Annotated in this window: 16 protein-coding genes; 5 read left to right on the top strand and 11 right to left on the bottom strand. The window is 67.0% G+C overall.

Going from position 1 to position 18,212, the window contains the following annotated elements:
* Positions 1–8: 8 nt before the first annotated feature.
* Positions 9–1,064, top strand: coding sequence for an amidohydrolase family protein (locus F3S47_RS10640; RefSeq protein WP_150445247.1), 1,056 nt, complete (start codon positions 9–11; stop codon positions 1,062–1,064).
* Positions 1,065–1,238: 174 nt separating this feature from the next.
* Here the strand turns inward: F3S47_RS10640 and F3S47_RS10645 are convergent, their stop codons facing one another.
* The 11 genes from F3S47_RS10645 to acs form a co-directional block, all read right to left on the bottom strand.
* On the bottom strand, positions 1,239–1,790 hold the full coding sequence (locus tag F3S47_RS10645; RefSeq protein ID WP_150445248.1) for a chemotaxis protein CheD: 552 nt from the start codon (positions 1,788–1,790) through the stop codon (positions 1,239–1,241).
* 13 nt (positions 1,791–1,803) lie between these two features.
* Positions 1,804–2,838, bottom strand: coding sequence for a CheB methylesterase domain-containing protein (locus F3S47_RS10650; RefSeq protein ID WP_150445249.1), 1,035 nt, complete (start codon positions 2,836–2,838; stop codon positions 1,804–1,806).
* 70 nt (positions 2,839–2,908) lie between these two features.
* Positions 2,909–5,224, bottom strand: a complete 2,316-nt coding sequence (locus F3S47_RS10655; protein ID WP_150445250.1) for a methyl-accepting chemotaxis protein — start codon at positions 5,222–5,224, stop codon at positions 2,909–2,911.
* A gap of 106 nt (positions 5,225–5,330) precedes the next feature.
* A complete protein-coding gene (locus tag F3S47_RS10660; protein ID WP_150445251.1) occupies positions 5,331–5,675 on the bottom strand; it encodes a hypothetical protein in 345 nt (114 codons plus the stop codon).
* Positions 5,676–5,682: 7 nt separating this feature from the next.
* The gene (locus tag F3S47_RS10665; protein ID WP_150445252.1) at positions 5,683–6,069 is read right to left on the bottom strand and encodes a response regulator; all 387 of its coding nucleotides are present in this window, start codon (positions 6,067–6,069) and stop codon (positions 5,683–5,685) included.
* Entirely contained in the window at positions 6,066–6,944 is an 879-nt protein-coding gene (locus F3S47_RS10670; protein WP_150445253.1) for a CheR family methyltransferase, read from the bottom strand. The genes F3S47_RS10665 and F3S47_RS10670 overlap by 4 nt, the downstream gene beginning before the upstream one ends.
* 2 nt (positions 6,945–6,946) lie before the next feature.
* A complete protein-coding gene (locus F3S47_RS10675; RefSeq protein WP_150445254.1) occupies positions 6,947–7,414 on the bottom strand; it encodes a chemotaxis protein CheW in 468 nt (155 codons plus the stop codon).
* Positions 7,398–9,509: a chemotaxis protein CheA gene (locus F3S47_RS10680; protein ID WP_150445255.1), complete on the bottom strand. Its 2,112-nt coding sequence runs from the start codon at positions 9,507–9,509 to the stop codon at positions 7,398–7,400. Before F3S47_RS10680 ends, F3S47_RS10675 begins: the two co-directional genes overlap by 17 nt.
* A gap of 13 nt (positions 9,510–9,522) precedes the next feature.
* Entirely contained in the window at positions 9,523–9,891 is a 369-nt protein-coding gene (locus F3S47_RS10685; protein WP_150445256.1) for a response regulator, read from the bottom strand.
* On the bottom strand, positions 9,888–10,172 hold the full coding sequence (locus F3S47_RS10690) for a chemotaxis protein CheX (RefSeq protein ID WP_150445257.1): 285 nt from the start codon (positions 10,170–10,172) through the stop codon (positions 9,888–9,890). Before F3S47_RS10690 ends, F3S47_RS10685 begins: the two co-directional genes overlap by 4 nt.
* Positions 10,173–10,362: 190 nt before the next feature.
* The gene (acs, locus tag F3S47_RS10695) at positions 10,363–12,333 is read right to left on the bottom strand and encodes an acetate--CoA ligase (RefSeq protein ID WP_150445258.1); all 1,971 of its coding nucleotides are present in this window, start codon (positions 12,331–12,333) and stop codon (positions 10,363–10,365) included.
* Between the two features lie 458 nt (positions 12,334–12,791).
* On the opposite strand from acs, the gene urtA reads away from it, so the two are divergent.
* The 4 genes from urtA to urtD all read left to right on the top strand — a co-directional run bounded on the left by urtA (position 12,792) and on the right by urtD (position 18,211).
* Complete coding sequence (gene urtA / locus F3S47_RS10700) at positions 12,792–14,075, top strand: urea ABC transporter substrate-binding protein (RefSeq protein WP_150445259.1); 1,284 nt, start codon at positions 12,792–12,794, stop codon at positions 14,073–14,075.
* A gap of 74 nt (positions 14,076–14,149) precedes the next feature.
* The gene (gene urtB / locus F3S47_RS10705) at positions 14,150–16,090 is read left to right on the top strand and encodes an urea ABC transporter permease subunit UrtB (protein ID WP_150445260.1); all 1,941 of its coding nucleotides are present in this window, start codon (positions 14,150–14,152) and stop codon (positions 16,088–16,090) included.
* Positions 16,091–16,094: 4 nt separating this feature from the next.
* A complete protein-coding gene (gene urtC, locus F3S47_RS10710; RefSeq protein ID WP_150445261.1) occupies positions 16,095–17,399 on the top strand; it encodes an urea ABC transporter permease subunit UrtC in 1,305 nt (434 codons plus the stop codon).
* Positions 17,396–18,211 (top strand): urea ABC transporter ATP-binding protein UrtD, encoded by an 816-nt coding sequence (gene urtD, locus F3S47_RS10715; RefSeq protein WP_223877793.1) that lies wholly within the window; start codon positions 17,396–17,398, stop codon positions 18,209–18,211. Before urtC ends, urtD begins: the two co-directional genes overlap by 4 nt.
* Position 18,212 lies beyond the last annotated feature (1 nt).

The following is an 18,212-nucleotide window of genomic DNA, read 5'->3' on the forward strand; positions in this document are numbered from 1 at the left end:
AGAGGCAGATGCCAGCGCCCCCGCCGCCAATGCGACTTGTCGGAGCGACCGTCCTTCGGGATGGCGGGCTGCGCCAGCGCACCGTGGCGATCGAGGGCGGCCGCATCTCCGGGGGCCCCTTTCCTGCGGTCGACCTCTCGGGCTTCCTGGTCCTGCCGGGCCTCGTCGATCTGGACACGGCGCGCCTCGACTGTTCCCCGGGCGAGGAGGCATCCGCGCTCTCGAATGCGGAAGACACCGCCAGCGCGAACGGCGTGACCACCGGATGGGTCATGGTCCCCTGGGGAGGGGATCCCGGCGACCCGGCACGAGCCGAGGCCGCGCTCCGAGCGCTCGAGGCCGGGCGGGCCCGCCGCCGGATCGATCTGCGTACCGGCCTTCGCTTCGACGTCTCCGCCGTTGCCACCGCCGAACGCCTGGTCGGCATGGTCCGCCGGTTCGGCATCGGCCGGGTCGTCTTCGAGGGCTGGAGCGACTGTCCCCCGTCGCTGGCCAGCGAGGTTCCGCGCGTCCTCTGCCGCATGGCGGAGGCGCTCGACGTCCTCGGATGCACCTACGGATCGGCCGGTGATCGCGACGGGGAGACCCGGGAGTTCCACGCGATGCTGGGGGCGAGGCTTTGCGAGCGGCCCGTCTCGGCCCGGGCGGCGGCCATTGCCCGCGCGGTTGGCGACCCTGTCGTCGCGCCCGCTCCGGCGCTGGAAGGCGGGACCGTCGAGGATGGAGCCGTCTCCGCGGCGCAGCTTATCCGTCTCGGTTGCTGCGATGCCCTGTCGTCGTCCGGCGACCCGGCTCGGCTCGCACCCGCCGCCCTGGCTCTGGCCGAGCAGGGTCTCGGCCTGCCCGCCGCTTGGCGCCTCGTGTCGGAGACGCCGGCCGAGCTGCTGCGCCTGCCCGGCCGGGGCAGGATCGTCTGCGGTCAAAGGGCGGACCTCTGCGTCCTGTCCCGCCGGACCGGTCGGATCGAGGCGACGCTTTTTGCGGGTCGCCTGATCTTCGCAACGGGCGAGGCCGCCTGCCGGTTTAGCGCCGCCGCGACCACACCGGCTCTTGCGGCCGAGTAGACCTGATCGCCGTTCCGGGACCCTCACCGCTTCGTCGCATGCCCTGGGCTCCGGTCCCTGGCAGCGTTCTGCAGGCGGCGCCCTGTTGTACAGCCCGCGCTTCGCCCCGCCACCGGTGAAGCGGCGCTGGCCTGCCGAAACGGATGACCAGGTGTTCCGGAGGCTGCACATGGGTCAGAACAGCGTAATATCGGCTTGTGGTGCGCGCGGTTCCGGGGGCGGCGTCACCTCGATCTGTCCTTTCACCAGCATCTGCTGGACTGCACCTGTGGCCGGCCAGAAGCGCAACCGCCGCGCGGACCGCTCGCCCACGTGGTCCGAGACGATCGGTATCGCTTCTCGCGTGAGAAATCCGCGGGCGAACTCCACGTTGCTCTGCCCGATGTCCCGCAGGTTGTCTGACATGCGCCCGCCGCCGAAGATCTTGGCCTTCAGCCGGCTGCGGTCGGCCCCGCGCTTGAGGAGCCCGTTGATAAGCAGCTCCATCAGGTGCACGCCGTATCTATGCGTCGTCGCGCCGTTGTTCTCGCCGGGCAGCAGAAAGTGGTTCATGCCGCCGATGCCTTCCTCGGCATCGTAGAGACAGACCGCGACGCAACTCCCGAGGATCGTGGAGAGTGTCGTCCCGGGATCGCCGGAGATGGCGTAGTCTCCCTGGATGACCGTGATGGTTCGCCGCTCGTCCCCGGCCTCCGGCGGTCCCGTGAAATTGCTGGCCTCCGTCATCTCGGTCTCTCCCCTATCTCACCGACGCGGATATGATCCGCCGTGGCCTCGCCGGTGGGGCGGCGGGGCGACAGGCCTCCAACAGAGCCGGGCCAATACGGCGGAGTGGCAGCCGGGCCTGAGCGGCACCAATCTCCCAGGCGGCGCGCGGCATCCCGTAGACGACGGAACTCGCTTCGTCCTGTGCGAAGGTGCGGGCCCCCGCCTGCCGAAGACCGAGCAGCCCTTCGGCCCCGTCCCGCCCCATCCCGGTCAGGATCGCGGCGCTGACATTCGCCGCGATCCCTCTGGCCGAATTGAAGAGGACGTCTGCCGCTGGCCGGTGCCCCCCGACAGGCGGGCTCGGATCCAGATGGATGCGGGGGGCCGCGTCCGTGGCGAGCGCAAGATGCGCGGTGTCGTCCGGGGCGAAGTAGACATGGCCGGACCGCACCGCCTCGCCATCCCGGCCCGGGGCGACAGTTGCCGTGCAGCGGCTGTCCACCAGGCGGATCAAGCTTTGCGCAAAGCTTCCCCCCGTATGCTGGACGACGAGCGTAGGTGGGCAGTCCGCAGGAAAAGTCCCGAGAACATCGAGAAGCGCTTCCACGCCGCCGGTCGAGGCCGCCAGCAAGACAATGCTTCCAGGTTTCCATCCGCCGACCGCTGGCTTCGCCGACTGCTCTTTGCGCCGGCCCGGCGGTGCGTCACCATGAAGCGCCGCTCGGTGCCGCTTGATCAGCCGGATGACCTCCTCACTATCGGGTTCGGGTCCAAGAACAGGCAGGTTACGAGCAAATTGCGTGTCGGCCGCTTTTCCGGCGTCGCACAACAGGATGCACACGACATCCAGCGCCCTGAAGAGCGCGTGCATGACTACGAACTCTGGAAGCCCTGCGAACCGCCATTCAACGAGCACCGCGTCCGGTCCTTCATGTTCGGTCAGCGTGTAGAGCTCGGTCAGATCCTGCGCCAAGCCAATGAGGTGCAGGCTGCTGTCATTCGTCCGCAGTTGCCTCGACAGCCGCGCGCGCCGGACCGGCGATGGATGGGCGAGGACGATCCTCACGTCTTGCGACCCGTCTCAAGTCCGAAGCACATATCGCTCCAAGCAGGATGCCTGCAGATACCGGTCATCGTCAGAAATCCTGCCATATTCCATCTGTGCCGGTCGCCTGGGGCGCAGGAAGCGGCTCGACTGACTGCACGGAGCTGCGCTGGGGCTCCGGCCTGCGACGGGCCGGGCGGTCCGGCGCCGGTGTTTCGGCACCGATCCGGAAACGACGCACGAGTTCCGCCAGGTCGCTCGCCTCTCGTGACAGCGAATGCGCCGCCGCGGTGCTCTGTTCGACCATGGCGGCATTCTGCTGGGTAACCTGGTCGAGATTGGTGACGCCGGTGTTGATCTCGCTGAGCCCCTGGGCTTGCTCGACCGTCCCCCGGGCGATGTTGGTGACGAGCTCGGAGATATGGGTAACCCTCTCGACGATCGAGGTCAGCGCCTCGCCCGCCCGGCCGACGAGGGCGACGCCCTGCTCGACCTGGTGCGAGGAGCCCGAGATCAGGTCCTTGATCTCGCGGGCGGCCTCGGAACTGCGCTGGGCGAGTGCCCGGACCTCGGAGGCCACAACCGCGAAGCCCTTTCCCGCTTCGCCCGCGCGCGCCGCCTCGACGCCCGCGTTGAGCGCGAGCAGGTTGGTCTGGAAGGCGATGTCGTCGATCACCCCGATGATCTGGCCGATCTGGTCGGAGCTCTTCTCGATCTCGGTCATGGCGTTGACGGCGGACTGGACGACGGCGCCGGATTCCTCGGCGTGCGACTTGGCGGAGGTGACGATCCCCTCGACCTCCTTCGCCCCCTGCGCGGCGGAGTTCACCGACTGGGTGAGTTCGTCGAGCGCCGCGGCGGTCTCCTCGAGCGTCGCCGCCTGGCTCTCCGTCCGCCGCGAGAGATCGTCCGAGGCCGAAGAGATCTCGCCCGTGCCGGTGCCGATTCGTGTCGCATTCTCGACGACCGTCTCAATCGTCGTGCGGAGGTTGATCAGGGCCTTGTTGAAATCGGTGCGAAGCGCTTCGTAGTCGTCCGGAAATGGCTCCTCGATCTGGGAGGTGAGATCACCCTCGGCCAAAGACGTGAGCGAGACGCCTAGCCGTTCGACGACCTTCCTCTGTTCCCGTTGCCGCTCGAGACGCTCCTGTTCCGCCGCATCGGACCGCCTAAGCTTTTCGGCAAGATCCAGAACCGTGCGGGCGATGTGACCGATTTCATCTCCGCGATCCAATGCCCTGAGGTTTATGTCGTAATTGCCCTCGGCCACGCCGCGGATCGCGTCCCGGACCTTGGTAAGCGGCAGGTTGATGGTTCGGGAAATCCACGCTGCAAAAATGGCCACCAGAACAGCAGAGCTGACGAGAAGTATGACGAGTTTGGCCTGTACGGAACGGACGGGCGCCAGAACCTCGTCCATGTTCATCTCGGTCACGATCCCCCAGCGGTCGCCGAAGACATCCACCGCAGCAACCTGCGACATGACTTCGGAGCCGCCCAAGCCCGGGCCCTCAATCGACCTTGTCTCTCCCGCGCGTGCCGCAGCGATCTGTGGCAGCTCGGGGAGCGGCTGATAAATTGCCTCAACGGTGCCGAGCCGCGATGCAGCGCGGGATCGTCCGTCCGGACCAACAAGGAAAACCTCGACGCTTTCGCCAAGTGCGGAGGCACTCTGGATGACACCGTTGAGACGGCTGTTCGACAAGCGCACGGCCAGAACACCTCGGAGGTCGCCCGTATCGCTGACGACCGGGGTAGCGACGAAACCCGCCGGCTCTCCAGTGGCTGCGTAGGGCTCGAAATCGCTGAAACGGACCGTCCCGGCCTGGGCATCGCGCGCGGAGGTAAAGACCTCTGCCAGACCGCTATCGGACTGCGCGCCTGTAACCAGGTCCGCCACGAAGTCCTGCCTCTTGTTGACAGAATAGATGACCGTCCCGTCCGGATCGATCATGAAGATGTCCGCATAGCCCGTCCGACTCGCCACGTTCCTGAAATAAGGATGGTAGAGACGGTGGACGGCCGAGTAACTGGAGCCGTCCTCCGCGGCCGTCATTCGCGCCCTGTCGGCTTCCGAATTCGGGTTCTCGGAGACGTAGAGACGCTGCAATTCGGTTCGAGCATTATCCATCTGGTCGAAGGAGCTGTCGAACCCGGCGAGGATGGAGCCGGTTTGTGGATTGGCGGCCAAACGCGCGAGATCGTTCTCGATTTGGCCGAACCAGTCCTCGAGCGTGTCGGCCCGCGCCCTCTTGACCTCCTCCAGCGCCACCTCGGCCTGCCGCAGGAGAGTCGCGCGAAAGTCGAGGAAAGCAATGACGGCCGTTGCAAGCGCGACCGTCAGACTAAGGCCGACCAGGGTGATCGGCAGCTTCTTCGAGAGATTTATCGAGTCGAATTTTCGCATGTTCTTCGTCCTTGCGTAACCGCGCCCGCCGGCAGGTCATCGCGATCATTGACAGGCTGGAGTTAAGTTGGAGCTAAGGGGGACCTCGCGGCGCGGTCTCGGGAGCCTAGAAAAGATCGACCTGGCCGCTGATCGTCGGGGACTCGCCACGGGGTGTATCCGCCAGGCGCCGCCGCATATCACCGAGGCGAACCGCAGTGAGGGCGCTCGACAAATCGATTCTCGGCTCTTCGGTGCCGATCGCCATCGCGAGCCGGTCGAGATAGATTCGAAGCTCGTCGATCATTTGAGACAGAAGGTCGAGCTGCTGGAGATCACGGGGGAACGCAGTGCTATCCACCGGTGCCGCATCCCTGATCAGAGCTCGCTCGACCGCCTGCAGGGCCTTGCTTGCCTCGGCAAGCTCGGAGGCCGCGAGGGAGACCGCGCGTCCCGCGCTCAGTTCCGTCATGGCGCCCTCAGAGCTTGCCCACGACACGCTCGATGCAGGCCCGCATAGAGTCGGTCGTGAAAGGCTTCTTGATCATGTTATTGAGGCCCAGCGCCTGGGCGCGCTGGATGAGCTCCTTATTGGGACTTCCGGTTACAAGGATGAAACCGATCTTCTGCGTCGAACTCGTCGTTCGGAGCGCCTCGAGAAATCCCAATCCGTCGAGGTTCGGCATATTGAGATCGGAGAGCACCAGATGAACCGGCGCAGCGGAGAGCTTGGCGAGCGCTGCACGGGCGTCGCTTTCGACCTGGACATGTCGGATGCCGATTTCCTCGAGCGCCTGGGTGATCAGGCCGCGACTCGTGGACATGTCATCGACAACCATGATGCGGAGCGTGTCCTTCATGCTCATGAGATGGCCTCCGGCCCGGCGGTCTGGTCGACGAGCCGTTGGTAGGATGTGATACCGGCGCTGCGGAACATCTCGGTGGCCGGGCCGCTCAGACGTTCGGAATGGCCGATGAAGAGCATGCCTCCGGGCGCGATCAGGGGGGCAAAGCGCCTCCAGAGCCGGGCTTGTGTCGGTTTGTCGAAATAGATGGCGACGTTCCGGCAAAAGACGGCCTGGAAGGGACCCCGAAGTGGCCAGTCCTTGATCAGGTTCAACTCTCCGAAGCGAACGAGGTCGCGGGCCTCCTGCCGAACCGTGAAGCTGTTCGGACCCGTCCCGACCACGGTCATCTTGTCCCGGAGCCGAGGCGGCAAGGCGTTCCGCTCTTCGATAGGATAGACCGCGGTGCGCGCGGTTTCGAGAATTCGAGGATCGACATCCGTGGCGAGGATGCGGATGTCGAGGCTCGCGGCGTCCGGGCATGTGTCGAGGATCGTGAGGGCGATCGAGTAGGGTTCCTGTCCAGCGGAACACCCGGCTGACCAGAACCGGATGCGACCGCCGGCGCGAGCTTCGGCAATTGCTCCCGGCAGGACCTTGTCCCGGAACTCGTCAAAATGGTGAGCTTCGCGAAAGAAGTGCGTGACGTTAGTGGTCAGGGCGGAAAGCAATTCGGCATGTTCGTCGGCACTCTCCGGGCCGGCGAGACGGCCAAGATAGGCGTCGAAATCGGACAACTGGAGCGCGCGGAGGCGGCGCGTCAGGCGGGAGTAGACGAGCGCCCGCTTCTCCGGCTGGAGGTCGAGGCCGAAATTCTCGTGGGCGAGGCGCGCGATTGCCCGGAAGTGCTCCTCGGTGAAGGTGAATTCGCATGTTGGCGCGGCGAGCGTGGTCATCGTCAGGCGGCCCCTTCCGTCGCGTTCGGCACGATCCTGCGAAGGTCGATGACCCGGGTCATGCCATCTTCGACCGGGACGACGCCGAGGACGCATGAGGTCGTGTCGTCGCCACGCACGTTGGGCGCTTCCTGTACACTGTCGCTTCGAACGCTGAGGATCTCGGAGACGGAATCGACCAGCAGTCCTATGGTCTGACCGCTGACGGCGGCGATGATGATGACGTGCCGCTCCGTCGGTGTGATCCGGCCGAGGCCGAGTTTCGCCGCGAGGTCGAAGATCGGAATGACGGCCCCGCGAAGGTTCATCACGCCTAGCACGTGGTCGGGCGCGTGCGGCAACAGGGTGACCGGGGACCATCGGCGGATTTCGCGGATCTGGGTGATCTCTATGCAGAAGCTCTGCTCGCCCGCGACGAAGGTGACGAACTCGATGACTTCGTTTTCTGACGGCTCAGAGGGCGATGCCATGGGGGAGCTCCTTTTCGAGACGGGGATCGGGGAGACGCCGGAGACTGGCGCTGGAATTGGCGATGACGGCGTCGGGATCGATGATCAGGGCGATCTTCCCGTCACCGAGGATCGTCGCAGCGGACACGCCGGGGATATGCCCGTAGTTGCCCTCAAGGCTCTTGATAACCACCTGGCGCTGATCCGAGATGCCGTCGACGGCCAGAGCGCAATGGCTTTGCCCCTCCGTCTGAACGAGCAACAGAACCTGCTCGCGTATGTCGGCGCGACTGTCGCCCGTGCCGAGACACCCGGCCACGTCGACGATGGGCACGTAACTGCCGCGGATCGAGAGCAGCCAGCCGTCCACGCCGAAGCGGTGCAACTCACCGGGGCTTGGCCGGATGGTTTCGATGATCGAGGAGATCGGGACGACCATCGTCTGGTCCGACACGGTCACGACCATGCCGTCCATGACGGCCAGTGTCAGGGGCAGGACGATCGAGAAGGTCGTCCCCTCGCCGGCGCGGGTCTGGATCGTCACGCGGCCGCCGAGCGAGGTGATCGCCGTCTTGACGACGTCCATGCCGACGCCGCGCCCGGAGAGGTTTGAGACTTCGGTCGCCGTTGAGAACCCCGGCATGAACAGGAGATTGTCAATCTCCCCCGGGTTCAGGTCCGCCTCAGGTGACACAAGGCCCTTGCTGATCGCGATCTCGAGAATCTTCTCGCGATTGAGCCCCGCACCGTCATCCGAGACCTCGATGAGGACCGACCCGGACCGGTGGAAGGCGGCAAGACGGATGGTGCCGACCGGCTCCTTGCCAGCCTGTGCCCTCTTCTCTGCGTTCTCGAGACCGTGGTCGATGGCATTGCGGATCATGTGGGTAAGCGGGTCGGCGAGGCGCTCGACCACGGTCTTGTCGACCTCGGTGCTCTCCCCTTCCGTCACCAGTCGTGCGGCCTTGCCGGTGGCGTCGGAGGCCTCGCGGACGATCCGTGACATGCGCTGGAAGAGCGGCTTCACCGGTTGGGCACGGATTGCCATGACGCCTTCCTGGATCTCGCGCGCAAGCAGCTTGTAGTCCTCGAGCTCCGTCGTGAGGCCCGCGCCGGAGGGGAGATTCATCTCCTCGATGCGCTGGGAGATCACTGCCTGGTTGATGATGAGTTCACCGACGGTGTTGATGAGACGGTCCACCCGTTCGAGGTCGACCCTGAGCGTCGGTCGCGGACCGGCCGGCTTGGGGTCCGGCCTGCTTTCCTGACGGGGTTCCGCGGAGCGGGGGTGGTCCGGCTTGGGGAGCGGATCGGTCGGCGGCGGAGCCTGAGCAGGCTCCGTGACCACTTGCTGCTCCGGCTGCTCGGGGCCCACGGGGATGGGCTGGACGTCGAGCTCGCAGAGACCTTCGACAAACTCGAAGACCTCGTGGATCGCGTGTTCGGGTTCGGAAGTGGCCAGCGTCAGTTGCCAGCTCGCGGCCGGTGCCTGCCAATCCGACGCGCCGAGAGGTGGCGAGGCATACTCGCAGGTGACCTGGAGCGAGCCAAGCTGGGAGAGGGACTGAAAGAGCAGGAGCGGCTCGTGCCCGTTTGCGTAGAGCTCCGGCCGGGGCGTAAAGCGGATCTCGAAGCCTGCCGTCTGCGGAGCGGTCTCCATCGGGGCGCCGATATCGATCGAGAGTGCCTCGAAGACGAACTCCTCGGCGCCGTCGTCCGCGACATCGTCTTCGCCCTCCTTGCCGAGGAAGCCGTTGAGCTGGCCGAGAAGGCCCGCGTGGGTGGTCTCGTCCACCCCGGACTCGATGCGGTTGGCCTCGACCAGATCCGACAGGTGGTCACCCGCGCGCTGCAGGACCCGCATGAGATCGGGCTCGATCTCCATCTCGCCGCTGCGCACCCGGTCGAGCACGGTCTCGAAGGTATGGGCGAAGTTCACGAGCTGATCGAGGCCGAAGGCCCCCGCGCCCCCCTTGATCGAGTGGACCGCGCGGAAGACGGCGTGAACGGTCTCTTCCTCGTGGGTTCCGGCGGACATCTCCGACAGGCCCTCGATCAGGGCGTCGAGAAGGTCCTCGCATTCCTCGAAGAAGGTATCCCGGATGGAATTGGACATGGCGCCGCCCCTTTCAGAGACCGGTGACGCGTTTGAGGACGGAGACGAGGGAGGCGTCGTCGAAGGGTTTGACGATCCAGCCGGTCGCGCCCGCCTCCCGGGCGCGCGCCTTGAGCTCCGGTGCGCTCTCGGTCGTGAGCACCAGGATCGGGACGGACCGGTTCACCTCGCCCCGGCGGATGGTGTCGATCACGCCGAAGCCGTCCATGTTGGGCATGTTGATGTCGGTGATCACGACGTCCGGCGAGACCTCTGGAAACTTCGTCGTCCCGTCGACGCCGTCCTCTCCCGTCGTCACGTCGAAGCCGGCGTTCTCCAGGCAGGCGCGCAGGAGTTCGCGGATCGTGCGGGAATCGTCGATGGCGAGGACCTTCGGCTTCATTGCAGGGCCCCCGGGCCGAGTAGATGGTCGGAAAGGCCGAGCATCTCCAGGCCCGTACGCAGGCCCTCCGACGGGACGATCTCGAAGGCGGTGCCATCGGCGTCCCACGCGCGGCGCGCGGAAAGCATCATCAGTGCCATGCGGGCCCCGGTGCGGCGGACCTCGCCGCCCTCCAGCCGTACGGGCGTGCCGCGGGCGGCGACAAGGAAGTCATGCAGGGCGGCGCAGGCATCGTGCGAGGCCGTGGGCGGCAGGTGAAAGGTCTGGCACTGGCTGTCCATGCGTAGTCCTCCGAAGGGGCGACCGCGTCCGGTCCGGGCGGCGGCACCGGCGGCGCCGCTGTTCCGCTGCCCCTCCTAGAGGTCAGGACTTAACAAAGCGTTCGCGGGACCGCGGACTGCCGCACAACGGCATGAAAAAAGGCCCGCGCCGGTGCGGCGCGGACCCTTCTGTCTCCTCGGGAAAGGAGGATCAGTCCTTGCGGTTCATCCGGTGTTCGATGAGGTCGTCGACCACGGAGGGGTCGGCCAGCGTCGAGGTATCGCCGAGAGAGCCGTAGTCGTCCTCGGCGATCTTGCGCAGGATGCGGCGCATGATCTTGCCCGAGCGCGTCTTGGGCAGGCCCGGCGCCCACTGGATCAGGTCCGGCTTGGCGATCGGCCCGATCTCGGAGCGGACGAACTGCTCGAGCTCCTTGCGCAGGTCCTCGGAAGGCTCCTGCCCCGACATCAGCGTGACGTAGGCGTAGATGCCCTGCCCCTTGATCTCGTGCGGGTAACCCACGACGGCGGCCTCGGCGACCTTCTCGTGGGCGACGAGGGCGCTCTCGATCTCGGCCGTGCCCATCCGGTGACCCGAGACGTTGATCACGTCGTCGACCCGGCCGGTAATCCAGTAGTCGCCGTCGGCGTCGCGGCGGCAGCCGTCACCGGAGAAGTAGTAGCCCTTGTAGTCCGAGAAGTAGGTCTTCTCGAAGCGCTCGTGGTCGCCCCAGACGGTGCGCATCTGCGCGGGCCAGCTGTCCTTGAGGCAGAGCACCCCCTCGGCCTTCGTCTCGGCGATCTCCTGACCGGTGTGCGGGTCGAGCACCACCGGCTGGACGCCGAAGAAGGGCTTGGTGGCCGAGCCGGGCTTGAGCGGTGTGGCGCCCGGCAGCGGGGTCAGCAGGTGGCCGCCGGTCTCGGTCTGCCACCAGGTGTCGACGATGGGGCATTTCTCCTTGCCGACGACCTTGTAGTACCAGTTCCAGGCCTCGGGGTTGATCGGCTCGCCCACGGTGCCCAGCACCTTGAGCGAAGAGAGGTCGTGCTTCTCGACCCATTCGTTGCCCTGCCCCATGAGAGCGCGGAGCGCGGTCGGGGCGGTGTAGAACTGGTTCACCCCGTGCTTGGCGACGATCTGCCAGAAGCGGCCGGCATCCGGGTAGGTCGGCACGCCCTCGAACATCAGCGTCGTCGCGCCGTTCGCCAGCGGACCGTAGAGGATGTAGCTGTGCCCGGTGACCCAGCCCACGTCCGCGCCGCACCAGTAGATGTCGCCCTCGTGGTAGTCGAAGGTCATCTGGTGGGTCATCGCGGTATAGACGAGGTAGCCGCCGGAGCTGTGCACGACCCCCTTGGGCTGGCCGGTGGAGCCGGAGGTGTAGAGGATGAAGAGCGGGTCCTCCGCCCCGACCTCGACGGGCGCGGAATGGTCGTCCGCCTCGATCGCGAGCTCGTTGTAATCGTGGTCGCGGCCGTCGACCCAGGTGGTCTGCTCGCCGGTGCGGCGGACCATGAGGCACTTCACCGTGTCCTTGCAGTGCAGCAGCGCCTTGTCGGTATTGGACTTGAGCGCGGTCTTCTTGCCGCCGCGCGGGGCGAAGTCGGCGGTGATGACGACCTTGGCGTCGCAGCCGTTGATCCGCGCGCCCAGCGCGTCGGGCGAGAAGCCGGCGAAGACGACCGAATGGATCGCGCCGATCCGGGCGCAGGCGAGCATGGCGTAGGCCGCCTCGGGGATCATCGGCAGGTAGATAACGACGCGGTCGCCCTTCCGGACGCCCATGTCCTCGAGGATGTTGGCCATCTTGCAGACCGACCGGTGAAGCTGCCGGTAGGTGATGTGCTGCGCCTCGTCATTCGGCTCGTCGGGCTCCCAGATGATCGCGGTCTGGTCGCCCCGGGTCTCGAGGTGACGGTCGATGCAGTTGGCGGCGACGTTCAGCGTGCCCTCCTCGAACCACTTGATCGAGACGTTGCCGAGGTCGAAGTTGACGTCCTTCACCGTGGAGAAGGGCTTGATCCAGTCGATCCGCTTGGCCTCCTCGGCCCAGAAGCCCTCGGGATCCTCGATGGAGGCCTTGTAGAGCTCGGCGTAGCGGTCCGCGTCCACATGCGCTGAAGCGGCGAAATCCGCGGACGGCGGATAGACGGCGGCATCGGTCTTGGTCTCGGAGTTCATCGCTCCCCCCTTTACGTCTAGTGGCGTCGGGGCCGCCCGGCCTCCTCCAAGGCCAAAGCTGGGACGACGCCCGTCAGCGCGCACTAAAGCGTGAGCGCCCCCTCTTGTCGACACGGGCGCCCGCGCGCGACGGCTGTATTGTAAAATCCGGGGTCCATCCGGGGACCGCGCTGTAAAAATCTTCACAGCGCCCGCTTTCGCGCCGGAGTCCCGTCGTGGGGCGAACGAAAACGGTCGCATCCGGCAGCAGGGCCGCCTTCTTGCGCCCAAAAAGCAGGCATTGCCGAAAAGTCGGGCAGACTGCCCGGCGAAAGACTCCCCCGGTCCCGCGCCGCTGCCTTACCCAAGGTCCGGGCTCACGCCCCGGGAGGTCTCCGGTCCGCGGGGACCCGGCACACGATCCAAAGCGGCGGTCCGCCGGATACCGGAGGGGACCGCCCGTTCAGGGGGACTGACAGATGAAGACCAAACTCGCCCTTTCCGCGGCGGCGCTCATGGCGTCGACCGCCTTGGCACAGGCGCAGGAGGCCGATTGCCCGATCAAGGTGGGCGTGCTGCACTCGCTCTCGGGCACCATGGCGATTTCCGAGACGACACTGAAGGACGTCATGCTCATGCTCATCGAGCAACAGAACGAGGCCGGCGGCCTGCTGGGCTGCGAGCTCGAAGCCGTGGTCGTCGACCCGGCGTCGGACTGGCCGCTCTTCGCCGAGAAGGCGCGCGAGCTGATCTCCAACGAGGACGTCGACATCATCTTCGGCTCCTGGACCTCCGCCAGCCGCAAGGCGGTGCTGCCGGTCCTGGAAGAGCTGAACGCGCTGATGTTCTACCCCGTCCAGTATGAGGGCGAGGAAAGCTCGCAGAACGTGTTCTACACCGGCGCCGCTCCGAACCAGCAGGCGATCCCGGCGGTCGACTACTTCCTCGAGGAGCTCGGCGTCGAGAAGTTCGCACTGCTCGGCACCGACTACGTCTATCCGCGCACCACGAACCGCATCCTGGAGCAGTACCTGCAGGACAACGGCGTCGCCTCGGAAGACATCTTCGTCAACTACACGCCCTTCGGTCACTCCGACTGGTCGACCATCGTCGCGGACGTGCAGGAACTCGCGGCCGACGGCAGCCAGGTGGGCGTCATCTCGACCATCAACGGCGACGCCAACGTGGGCTTCTACAAGGAGCTGGGCGCCGCGGGGATCGATGCCTTCGACATTCCCGTCGTCGCCTTCTCGGTGGGCGAGGAAGAGCTCTCGGGCTTCGACACCTCGAACCTCGTCGGGCACCTCGCGGCCTGGAACTACTTCATGTCGGCCGACACGCCGGCCAACGAGGAGTTCATCGCCGCCTGGCACGAGTTCATCGGCGACGACAGCCGCGTGACCAACGACCCGATGGAAGCCCACTACATCGGCTTCAACATGTGGGTGAACGCGGTCGAGGAAGCCGGCACCACCGATGTCGACGCCGTGCGCGAGGCGATGTGGGGCCAGGAGTTCCCGAACCTCACCGGCGGCACCGCGGTGATGAACACCAACCATCACCTCTCCAAGCCGGTGCTCATCGGCGAGATCCGCGAGGACGGACAGTTCGACATCATATCGCAGACCGAGGAAGTGCCGGGCGACGCCTGGACCGACTACCTGCCGGAGTCGGCTGTGCTGACCTCGGACTGGGAAGAGCTCGAGTGCGGGATGTACAACACCGAGACGGACACCTGCGTCCAGATCACCTCGAACTACTGAGCTGACACCCGGACGCGGGGGCGCGCGGACCTCTCCCGGCCGCGCGCCCCTCGTCCCTTTCCAGGCTGGACACCATGTTGCGCCTTCTGAAGACCCTCTCGGTCCTTCTCCTGCTGCCCCTGGCGGCCGCGGCCCAGGACCTGCAATCGATCCTGCAGACCCATGCCGAGGAAGCCGCCTCGCCCTCGCGGCAGAGCGTCGGCACCATGCTGGACGATCTCGCCTCATCCGGCCTGCCCGAGGTCGCGAACTTTCTCGAGGCCTACCAGGACCGCGACGTCTGGCAACGCACCACCGACGGGCTCTTCTTCTACGCCGAGGAGACCGAGGACGACCTCTACACCCTCACCGACATTTCCACCGGAGAAGAGGTGGGCACCGCCCCCGCCTCCGAGATGGAGCAGGTCCGCCCCAACGGGGGCGTGCGCCGCGAGATCGCCGGCGCCCTCGTCGCCTTCCAGCTCTCCGATCCCGACATCGACCGCCGCCGTACCGCGGTGGAGGCCATCGCCCGCTCGCCCTCTCCCGATCAGATCGAGCCGCTGCGCCGCTCCATCGAGGGCGAGGCCGACCCCGCCCTGCTCGACCGCAAGCAGGAGCTCGCGAGCATCCTGCTGGCCCTCTACGGCGAGGATTCCGAGGCCCGGATCGAGGCCATCGGCGCCCTCTCCGGCGAGCTCTCCGTCGAGGCGCGCAGCGTTCTCAACCAGATCCTTTCGACCGAACAGGGCGTCGCGCCGGAGCTGCCCGAGGCCAATATCGCCCGGGTGCTCGTGCCCGGCCGCCAGCTGACCGAGGCCGAGGCCTATGCCCGCCTCGTGGAGGAAGACCTCGCGCCGCCCGCGCCCACCGACGACGACATCCGCAATGCGCTCGCCGCCAACATCGAGGGCGGCACCGTGGGCGGGCTGCCGGTGACGCAGCTCGACGATCCCGCCGCGCGCTACACCGCCTACGACGCCCTCGCCGCCGAGGGCACCGTCCCGCCGCGCGTCCCGCCCGAGGCGCGCGCCGCCGCCGTCGAGAGCCACGTCTTCTTCGAGGCCTACGACGAGCCCGACCCGGCCGTCACGGACGCCGCGCGCGCCGCCCTCGACGAGGTCCGGACCCGCGTGGGCTTCGGCCAGGTCGCCGACCTCACGCTCGACGGGCTCTCGCTCGCCTCGATCTACTTTCTCGCGGCCATCGGCCTCGCCATCACCTTCGGTGTCATGGGCGTGATCAACATGGCCCACGGCGAGTTCATCATGATCGGCGCTTATACCGGCTACGTCGTCCAGCAGTTCGTGCCGAACTACACGGTGAGCCTGATCATCGCCCTGCCGCTGGCCTTCGTCATCGCCGCCGCCGCCGGCATCGCGCTGGAGCGGCTGGTGATCCGCCATCTCTACCACCGCCCGCTGGAGACGCTGCTCGCGACTTTCGGTATCTCGATCGCGCTGCAGCAGCTTGCCAAGAACATCTTCGGCACCCAGGCCCGGCCGCTGACTTCGCCCTCGTGGCTCGACGGGGCCTGGATCGTGAACGACGTCATCCAGATCAGCTACATCCGCATCGCCATCTTCGTGCTCGCGCTGATCTTCCTCGGGCTGCTTCTCTACATCCTCAAGCGCACCCGCCTCGGCCTCGAGGTGCGCGCCGTGACGCAGAACCCCGGCATGGCGGCCTCGATGGGCATCAATCCCGACCGGATCAACATGGCGACCTTCGGACTGGGCTCGGGCATCGCCGGCATCGCGGGCGTGGCCATCGGCCTCTATGCCCAGGTCACCTCCGAGATGGGCGCCAACTACATCGTCCAGAGCTTCATGACCGTCGTGGTCGGCGGTGTGGGCAACGTCTGGGGCACCCTCGCGGGCGCCTCGCTCATCGGCGGGCTGCAGAAGAGCATCGAGTGGCTCAACCCCTCGAACACGCTCGCCGCCCAGACCTACATGATCCTGTTCATCATCCTGTTCATCCAGTTCCGCCCCAAGGGCATCGTCGCCCTCAAGGGCCGGGCCGCGGGGGACTGACGCCATGACCGACGCCACCGAGACCGCCTCCGGCCCCGGGTACCGGGGCCCCGCCACGGGCGGAGAGCGCCGGAGCTTCATCGCGCGCAACCCCTCCGTGCTGTGGTTCCTCGCCGCCCTCGCGCTCTTCACCCTGGGCGTGACGATCCTCTCCGAGGCCACCGGCAACGGCGCGCTCTCGACCTCCTTCGTCAAGACGCTGGGCAAGACGCTCTGCCTCTGCCTCGTGGCGATCGCCATGGACGCGGTCTGGGGCTACTGCGGCATCCTCAGCCTCGGCCACATGGCCTTCTTCGGACTCGGCGGCTACATGATCGGCATGTGGCTGATGTACGCGCGGACCGAGGCCATCGTCCTCGAGAGCCTCGCCAACCAGCCCATTCCGCCCACCCCGGCCGAGGTGGAAGCCGCCATCGGCAGCCAGATCATGGGCGTCGTCGGCGGATCCGAGCTGCCGGACATCTGGGCCTTCGCCCACAGCCTGCCGCTGCAGCTCTTGCTGGTCGTGCTGGTGCCCGGGCTGTTGGCGCTGGTCTTCGGCTGGCTCGCCTTCCGCAGCCGGGTGACGGGCGTCTACCTCTCGATCCTGACCCAGGCGATGACACTGGCGCTCTCGCTCTACCTCTTCCAGAACGACAGCGGGCTGCGCGGGAACAACGGCCTCTCGGGTCTGCAGAACATCCCCGGCCTGCCCTCGACCTCGCAGGCCTGGATCTCGATCTCGTTCTTCTGGGCCTCGGCGCTCGCGCTGGGGCTGGGCTACCTGCTCTTCGCCTGGGTGGTCTCGGGCAAGATGGGCTCGGTGATCCGCGGCATCCGCGACAACGAGGCCCGGGTGCGGTTCCTGGGCTACCCGGTCGAGGGCTTCAAGCTCTTCGTCTTCACGCTGACGGCCGTCGTCGCCGGACTCGCCGGCGCGCTCTATTACCCGCAGGCGGGCATCATCAACCCGGCCGAGATCGCGCCCATCGCCTCGATCTACCTCGCGGTCTGGGTCGCCATCGGCGGCCGCGGGCGGCTCTACGGCGCGGTGATCGGCGCGGCCTTCGTCTCGCTGCTCTCCTCCTGGTTCACCGGGGGCGGTGCGCCGGATCTCAACCTCGGGTTCTACCTGGTGCAGTGGACGGACTGGTGGCTGGTGCTCCTGGGCCTCTCCTTCGTTCTCGTGACGCTCTTCGCGCCCAAGGGCATCGGCGGGCTCTTCGACCTGCTGCGCCGCCGCGGCGATCCGGATCGGGACGGCGACTACGGCCCGGACGCCGGCGCCTGGCGCAAGGAGGAAGGCGAGGAAGAGGAGATCACGCGATGATGGCCCCCGCAGATGCCGCACCGCTGGCCCGCGACGAGGCCCGCAGGGGGGAGGAGCGCCCCCGGCGCCCGCGCTCGACCCTGCTGGAGGTCTCCGGCGTCTCGGTCAGCTTCGACGGCTTCCGGGCGATCAACAACCTCTCGCTCTCCATCGGCGAGCCCGAGCTGCGCGCGGTGATCGGGCCGAACGGCGCGGGCAAGACCACCTTCATGGACATCGTCACCGGCAAGACGCGGCCCGACGAGGGCAGCGTCACCTGGGGCGAGCGCTCTCAGTCGCTGCTGCGCATGTCGGAATCCGAGATCGCCCGCGCCGGGATCGGCCGGAAGTTCCAGAAGCCCACCGTTTTCGAGAGCCAGTCCGTGCGCGAGAACCTCGCCATGGCCCTGCGCAACCCGCGCGGCCCCTTCGACGTGCTCTTCTACCGCCCTCCGACCGACGACACCGGCCGTATCCTCGAACTCGCCGAGGAGATCGGCCTCGCCGCCCAGCTCGGGCGGCTCTCGGGAGAGCTCTCGCACGGCCAGAAGCAGTGGCTGGAGATCGGCATGCTGCTCGCGCAGGACCCGCGTCTGCTGCTGGTCGACGAGCCCGCCGCCGGGATGACCCCCGCCGAGCGCGAGCACACCACCGACCTGCTGAAGCGCGCCGCCGAGAGCCGCGCCGTCGTCGTTGTGGAGCACGACATGGAGTTCGTCCGCCGCCTCGACTGCCGGGTCACCGTGCTGCACGAGGGCTCGGTGCTGGCCGAGGGCTCGCTCGATCACGTCACCCGCGATCAGCGGGTCATCGACGTCTACCTCGGGAGGTAGC

It is taken from the genome of Histidinibacterium aquaticum (genome assembly GCF_008710275.1).
Classification (GTDB): domain Bacteria; phylum Pseudomonadota; class Alphaproteobacteria; order Rhodobacterales; family Rhodobacteraceae; genus Oceanicola; species Oceanicola aquaticus.

Excerpts from the sequence above, each read along its gene's own strand:
- F3S47_RS10640 (WP_150445247.1), top strand. The coding sequence starts at position 9 with ATGCCAGCGCCCCCGCCGCCAATGCGACTTGTCGGAGCGACCGTCCTT.
- F3S47_RS10645 (WP_150445248.1), bottom strand. The coding sequence starts at position 1,790 with ATGACGGAGGCCAGCAATTTCACGGGACCGCCGGAGGCCGGGGACGAG.
- F3S47_RS10655 (WP_150445250.1), bottom strand. The coding sequence starts at position 5,224 with ATGCGAAAATTCGACTCGATAAATCTCTCGAAGAAGCTGCCGATCACC.
- F3S47_RS10660 (WP_150445251.1), bottom strand. The coding sequence starts at position 5,675 with ATGACGGAACTGAGCGCGGGACGCGCGGTCTCCCTCGCGGCCTCCGAG.
- F3S47_RS10665 (WP_150445252.1), bottom strand. The coding sequence starts at position 6,069 with ATGAGCATGAAGGACACGCTCCGCATCATGGTTGTCGATGACATGTCC.
- F3S47_RS10670 (WP_150445253.1), bottom strand. The coding sequence starts at position 6,944 with ATGACCACGCTCGCCGCGCCAACATGCGAATTCACCTTCACCGAGGAG.
- F3S47_RS10675 (WP_150445254.1), bottom strand. The coding sequence starts at position 7,414 with ATGGCATCGCCCTCTGAGCCGTCAGAAAACGAAGTCATCGAGTTCGTC.
- F3S47_RS10680 (WP_150445255.1), bottom strand. The coding sequence starts at position 9,509 with ATGTCCAATTCCATCCGGGATACCTTCTTCGAGGAATGCGAGGACCTT.
- F3S47_RS10685 (WP_150445256.1), bottom strand. The coding sequence starts at position 9,891 with ATGAAGCCGAAGGTCCTCGCCATCGACGATTCCCGCACGATCCGCGAA.
- F3S47_RS10690 (WP_150445257.1), bottom strand. The coding sequence starts at position 10,172 with ATGGACAGCCAGTGCCAGACCTTTCACCTGCCGCCCACGGCCTCGCAC.
- acs (WP_150445258.1), bottom strand. The coding sequence starts at position 12,333 with ATGAACTCCGAGACCAAGACCGATGCCGCCGTCTATCCGCCGTCCGCG.
- urtA (WP_150445259.1), top strand. The coding sequence starts at position 12,792 with ATGAAGACCAAACTCGCCCTTTCCGCGGCGGCGCTCATGGCGTCGACC.
- urtB (WP_150445260.1), top strand. The coding sequence starts at position 14,150 with ATGTTGCGCCTTCTGAAGACCCTCTCGGTCCTTCTCCTGCTGCCCCTG.
- urtC (WP_150445261.1), top strand. The coding sequence starts at position 16,095 with ATGACCGACGCCACCGAGACCGCCTCCGGCCCCGGGTACCGGGGCCCC.
- urtD (WP_223877793.1), top strand. The coding sequence starts at position 17,396 with ATGATGGCCCCCGCAGATGCCGCACCGCTGGCCCGCGACGAGGCCCGC.